The 6,133-nt window shown below is 33.2% G+C and carries 6 protein-coding genes and 1 pseudogene; 2 read left to right on the top strand and 5 right to left on the bottom strand.

Annotation, left to right across the window (positions count from 1 at the left end; all coding sequences use genetic code 11):
• Positions 1-607: 607 nt before the first annotated feature.
• Both map and ACR65M_RS19245 read right to left on the bottom strand, forming a co-directional pair.
• Positions 608-1,348 (bottom strand): type I methionyl aminopeptidase, encoded by a 741-nt coding sequence (gene map / locus ACR65M_RS19250; protein ID WP_440274125.1) that lies wholly within the window; start codon positions 1,346-1,348, stop codon positions 608-610.
• 101 nt (positions 1,349-1,449) lie between these two features.
• The gene (locus ACR65M_RS19245; RefSeq protein WP_440274124.1) at positions 1,450-1,905 is read right to left on the bottom strand and encodes an NUDIX hydrolase; all 456 of its coding nucleotides are present in this window, start codon (positions 1,903-1,905) and stop codon (positions 1,450-1,452) included.
• A 312-nt stretch (positions 1,906-2,217) separates the two neighbouring features.
• Between ACR65M_RS19245 and ACR65M_RS19240 the strand changes: the two genes are divergently transcribed.
• Positions 2,218-2,814: a hypothetical protein gene (locus ACR65M_RS19240; protein WP_440274123.1), complete on the top strand. Its 597-nt coding sequence runs from the start codon at positions 2,218-2,220 to the stop codon at positions 2,812-2,814.
• A gap of 177 nt (positions 2,815-2,991) precedes the next feature.
• Here the strand turns inward: ACR65M_RS19240 and ACR65M_RS19235 are convergent, their stop codons facing one another.
• Both ACR65M_RS19235 and ACR65M_RS19230 read right to left on the bottom strand, forming a co-directional pair.
• The gene (locus tag ACR65M_RS19235; RefSeq protein ID WP_440274122.1) at positions 2,992-3,471 is read right to left on the bottom strand and encodes a GNAT family N-acetyltransferase; all 480 of its coding nucleotides are present in this window, start codon (positions 3,469-3,471) and stop codon (positions 2,992-2,994) included.
• A 30-nt stretch (positions 3,472-3,501) separates the two neighbouring features.
• Positions 3,502-4,306 (bottom strand): annotated as a pseudogene (locus ACR65M_RS19230) (Cof-type HAD-IIB family hydrolase).
• Positions 4,307-4,730: 424 nt separating this feature from the next.
• Between ACR65M_RS19230 and ACR65M_RS19225 the strand changes: the two are divergent.
• Positions 4,731-5,300: a hypothetical protein gene (locus tag ACR65M_RS19225; RefSeq protein WP_341331308.1), complete on the top strand. Its 570-nt coding sequence runs from the start codon at positions 4,731-4,733 to the stop codon at positions 5,298-5,300.
• 382 nt (positions 5,301-5,682) lie between these two features.
• Here the strand turns inward: ACR65M_RS19225 and ACR65M_RS19220 are convergent, their stop codons facing one another.
• Positions 5,683-6,114, bottom strand: a complete 432-nt coding sequence (locus ACR65M_RS19220; protein ID WP_121447993.1) for a GNAT family N-acetyltransferase — start codon at positions 6,112-6,114, stop codon at positions 5,683-5,685.
• Between the last annotated feature and the right edge of the window lie 19 nt (positions 6,115-6,133).

Raw genomic sequence — 6,133 nt, 5'->3', positions numbered from 1 at the left:
AATGTCACAATACTTATCTCAAGTATTGCCATTTTGGAGGTGTTTTATATTGTCTCACTATTTTAGGTTAGTCCAGTACCCCTCATTCCGTTATTTTATTTTTTCACTAAACTGTTCCTTTAGTTCAAAAAAAATATCTAGTCCAAAATTAACTAGAACTACTTCTTTCATCGAACCGAACAATATGAAAAATAAATAATGATTGATTCTTCGCAATTCTATGACATATAATTTTTAAAACGCCTCTGTAGCTCTAGAAGGGAAGAGCGCCGGAAAACATTGTAGCCACCGGGTCGCAAGGCAAAGGTTTCAGAAGCACCGAAAAGCAAAAACAGCTGAGACAGGTGAAATTCCTGTCGGTGAAATTCCGTAGGGAAGCGTGTTCTCCCTTAGCCTATGCTTACGAAAGGAGTGCGGGTTCGAATCCCGTCAGAGGCATCACCTTTCTTATGTCCCAATTTATTTTTACTACGAAATTAAAGGAATTAACTTTACTGCTCAAGTGTTAAATTATTTTAACACAAAAGGTGCGTAATCCCTCTTGGATCAACGCACGCACATTCGTAAGTAAACTCTATGTATTTTTCTCTTCCGCGGATTCCTTGAATTAAAGTGTGATAATAATCGGACCATTTTTAGAAAGGATAATCGTATGTTCCAATTGAGCTACATAGCTTTTTTCAGTAGCATAGGTCCATCCATCTTCCATTTGGAATACTTCTTCTTCAAAGGTCGAAATAAATGGTTCGAATGCGATAACCATCCCTTCCTTTAGTAATTCATCATCCCATGTTTCCTTATAATTATAAATATGGTCAGGTGCTTCGTGTATTGTACGTCCAATACCATGTCCTGTAAGGTTTTTGATAACTGTTAAACCATGCTGTTTTGCTGTTTGATAAACTACTTTTCCGATTCCACTTTTTTTGGAACCAGGTTTTGCTCTTTTAAGACCTTCTTCAAATGCTTGTTTAGCAACGTCGCAAATTTTTGTTAACACTTCTTCTCCTTCACCTACTACAAACGAGATTCCTGTATCTGCGAAGTAACCGTTCTTTGAGCCTGATACATCTATATTTACTAGATCCCCTTCATGTATAACCCGATCTCCCGGAATACCATGTGCCACTTCTTCATTAACACTAATACAAGTATAGCCAGGAAAATTATATTCATTTTTTGGAGCTGATAATGCGCCTTCTTTCTCAAAAAGTTCTCCGGCTATATCATCAAGTTCTTTAGTCGTTATTCCAGGAGTTGTTCTTTGTACCAATTCATCTCTAATAAAGGCCACAATTCTGCCAATTTCCTTCAAACCATTAAAATCTTCTTCTGTTTTTGCAATCATCGTATATCCCCACTTTTTAAAGTATCTTATGATTAGTATTCCTGTTGTTCAACTATTGCATTCTTTACATTAAGTACACTTCTTCACAAACTTGTTATTTCTTATAGTGATAAAGACAGCGAATATTGTTTAATAAGATTTTTTATCAAAGGATTTAGCCCTTCCGGTAACTCATTTACTTTAAAGAATTTTACTTCAATAGTTTCTTGACCATCTGCTTCAAGAATTCCACCTTTAATATCTTTTGAAATATATGCGATAGTAACAGGATAGAATTCATCACCGTTTGGTAATTTAACAAAGTGATGTTTCCCTGAAAATACACCTACTAAATCAAGTTTACCAATTTCAATTCCTGTTTCTTCTAAAACTTCTCTTCTCCCTGCTTCTTCAGTAGATTCTCCTAATTCAATAAATCCACCAGGAACTCCCCAAAGTCCATCGCTTCGTTTTTGTAATAAAAATTCTCCTTTTTCGTTTATTACAGCTACGGCAACCCCAACTAATATTAGAGGTTGATTTCCAACAACCTTGCGTAAATCTTCTATATACCCCATTGTCTCCTCCTAAAAAATAACTATATTTTTTCTAAGAAATATATTTGACAACCGCAAACATTTTCCCTTCTTTTTCCACTAAACAGCCCCATTAGTTTAATAACCTCAACAAAAAAGTGACTTAATTCTTCTTGGACAACGCACCCAATAGTGAAAAAACTTATTTAAATTCACTATAAAATGAATTCCTACTACAATAAATCACACTTTTTACCTATATATCTAAAAAAACAATGATAAATTTACCAAATTACAAAATAATTATGTTACTCTTAAATAAGGAAAAATTATGGAAGAAGGGGATTCGAAAAAGTGAAATCGAAAGCAATATTCGTATTGAGTTCGGTCTTCATTGGTGGAGGTTTAGTCGTCGGCTTCGCACAAGCTGACGCACCGACCGAATTGAAGGCGAAAGAACGCGCAACAACGAAAGAAGAAATCATTGAAATGGCTAAGGACTATCCTTTGAATGTACCCTTCACGGAAGTAATGTCGGAAAAGGTGAATAGATACGTTGATTCAATAGAATTAAACGAAGTGCCATCTTTTGAAGTAAACGACCGAAATGTTTCGTTGGCTTTCATTGATTACAAAAGGGAAGACGCTGAAACAAAACAGAAAATACGCTTCGCACTTCCAAAAGGTGATTTGAATTTTTTCGGGACATATGAAAAAGGCGTCTATCCACAAGAACTTCTTAAACAATCAATCGAACGGGATATTCCTATATTAGAGCACGTGAAATCATTGTCGGACAATGCGGCGTTGAATCAATTGGTTGACGAAGCAATCGAAGGGTTATCGGCTGCGGCGTCCCCTTATGAGTATTACGAATCGTGGGCGAAGTTGGACGCCTTCGTTGACCAAATCGGCGAACTATCACGACAAGTATTGAAACCAAAAAACTAATCATTGTTAAACCCAACTAGCTGCTCATATTCATCTTGTCTGGTGCTAGAATGGAGCCAGTCTTTAAGACTGGCGTTTCTTATAATTATTTTTCTTAGGTAATTGAACTAAACTGCTTCGTTAGTTTAATACCTTCAACAAAACAGTGCATTAATCCTACTTGGATCAACACACCCGTTAGTTCAATATTTTTATTAATTCAATTTCATCTCTGATAGGGATACCGTCATCACCAATTAAGGGTATCTCAGGCTTTATTTTTCTAGCCTTCTCAACTGCATTATTTATAATTTGCGACAAAATAAAACCTCTTTTTTGATAAAACTTTAATGCTAATAAATTATCATTTGTTGTTATGAGTTTAACGAACTTACACTTTCTCTTAATAGCAAGGTTTTCTACTGTTTGAACTAATTTAGTACCTATACCTTTACCTTCTTCAACACTATCTAATGAAATTATTTCACATACATCATCTTTAATTATGTAAGTAATTAACCCAATGATTTTACCTTCATCATTAATAATAGTAAAACCATCTAAGGAACTGCAATCATAGACTCCACTTGAAATAACCATTTCTGTACTTCCCCAATGCAACTTAAAAAAGTCTAATATTTTATTTTTCTTTAATTCCTCAATTGCGTAGATATTCATTTTAAATCCCTCTGTTTTAATAAATTCTTGTTAAACTATACTGCCCCGTTTATTCAATAAGAAAAACAGCGATATTCTCAAAAGATAGATTTGCTGAACGGACCGGGTATTTACATGTTTAGTAACAAAATCCGCAACATTCTTCAATTTTAAGTTTCCATTCCCCATTGCTAGACCTAACCCTACTAATTCCAACAAATCAATATCATTCTCACCGTCACCAAATGCGATAGCTTCCGATTTATCAATGCCAAAAAAATTCAAAGTTTTTATTATAGCTAATGACTTTGAAACATCCTCTTGCAAAACATTTAAAACATAGGGATGCCATCTTTTAAATATTAGTTGCGGAAACTTTTGTTTATACCTTTCAACTGTTTCATCATTTGCAAATAAACACAATAAAAATACATCTTCTTTATGAATTAAGTCATTAGTTTTAGGATAATCATTCAGTGACAAGGTTTCCCTTAAGGCCGTTAAGATTTCCTTCTCTGTTACACCGTTCATACTGAATTCCTCTGTATAGTATGACAAACCGGAATTTTCTAATTTGGCAAATTCCATTACTTCTTGAATAATACTTTTATCCATTGGTACTTATGTATAACCTCTTGATTGTGTTTACATATCCACCATTTGCTGTTATAAATGTTTCAATACCTAGTTCTTGTATTTCCTTACACATTGATAACGGTCTTCCTGTTGCTGCTACTACCCTTATCCCTTTGTTCTTCAAAGCTTTTATAGCTTCAATAGTAGAATGGGGAATGCTGCCATCCTCGTGATTTGTTATAGTTCCATCTATATAGAAAAAAGCTATTTTATAACTCATTATAGATCTCCCTAAATTAAACTATAAAACTAAATACCCTTCTTATATTCGACCTACGAACAGATAATCCTTCTTCAGCTAACCTGGCCCGTTAGCTTAATAACTGCAACAAAAAAGGCATTTAATCCTTTTTGGAATAATGCATCGAATAGTTAAACAAGACTGTCATTTAAAAATATCTATACGTTCTCCATTCATACCTAAAATATATAATCACGAATGAATCAAATTTTAAAATTTATTTGTTCTAATAAGAATATAATATATAACTAGGCTTAATGTATTTATAAGTCTACTAAATAAAAAGTAACGAATACTGTTGACATAGCCAATGTAAGATAATACAGAAATAACGATTTATCCGAAACCTCTTCGCGCCTTAATCGTATGTTATATAAAAGTTAAATTTTGGAGGTGGAAGCATATGAAAAACATAACTTATGGTTATGAAAACAGGATTATTTATTTGGTAATTGGAATATGTTTCGCTATATTTGCACCGATATCTCTTCTATTTGTTCCGCAGACAGTTGCTGAAATTGTACACTATAAACCTGGGTTATGGCATATCTTTGTACCAAAAAATATCTTTTACATCTATATAGTCGGTTATCTGTTCTTATTCATATCTATGATGTTACTCTTTTTATTGAACAATAGGAAAGTCTCAATTATATTAAGCATTATTTGTATTATTCTAAGCCTTGTGCCATTTTTTATAGCTTCAAAAGCCAATACTTCAATATCATATAATTCAATTTCACACACTCCCCCTCTAAAACTCCACAGCCATATATATAAATGGAATGAAATTGAAAAAATCAATTACTATAAAAATGAAGATGAAGTTGAAATCAATGAATATGAGATATTTTTTCGAGATGGAACAAGCATAAAGCTACCCGATAATGGTTATTTCGACGATATTAAGCTTGTCTTTTATTCTAAGTTGGACGAGATGAATTTAGAGGTAACAGAAATTGTATTAAATTAACCTTTCATAGAACGTATATATAACTGCTATATTTTTTTGGAAATCGGGCTAATCTTTTGCCAGATAGCAAGGTTTGATACCTTTTTTTCTAAAGCCTATGCGGTTTTATAACCGTATTAACAGTCAATGCTGTTATAACAACGAAAAAAAGAGGTGTGAATTAGTATGCGAATTCCACCTCTAAATGCTATGTTATTTAATGATTTTCTCCCTCTTAACCGAAACCGTTCTCTAACGTTAATTCCAAACATCACATTCACCTAAAATGTCCCGTTAGTTTAATCACTTCAACAAAAAAGTGTCTTATTCCTTCTTGGGATCAACGCATCTTTTGAACAACAAGAAATCATTTTATGTAATATTTTGGTTCAGCCTATGGAACTTAAACTCCTAGCCATTCCATTAAAAACTCTTCCTCATCAGTCTGTTTATCTATTAATTCTTCTTCTATTATTAAACCATTCCTCATGTAAAAATTAACAGCATTCCTATTTTTCTTGTACACTTTCAGTTGAATTTTTTTCCTTCGTTCCTTTATAAAGTTTAATAATCTTTTTCCGTATCCTTCGCCTTGATGCTCAACATCAATAAACAGTGCCGCCAAGTAATCATCTATCATTGAAACAAAGCCCACAACTTCTATTTCATTACATATAACATAGGTTTCAGACATTGGCAGATATTTTCCTTCCATATCCTTCTGTTGTGATTTCCAAAAATCCTTTTCAATAAAGTCATGTGCTATTACGGAACCTTCGTACCAAATTTTTATCAATTTATTAACTTCCGTCTTTTTGTATTTTCTAATGCTCACGTTATCCCCCCTTCAAAAG

The organism is Ferdinandcohnia sp. SAFN-114, assembly GCF_059415045.1.
The sequence above is the reverse complement of the archived record's forward strand: the minus strand, read 5'-3'. Positions and strand labels throughout refer to the sequence as shown.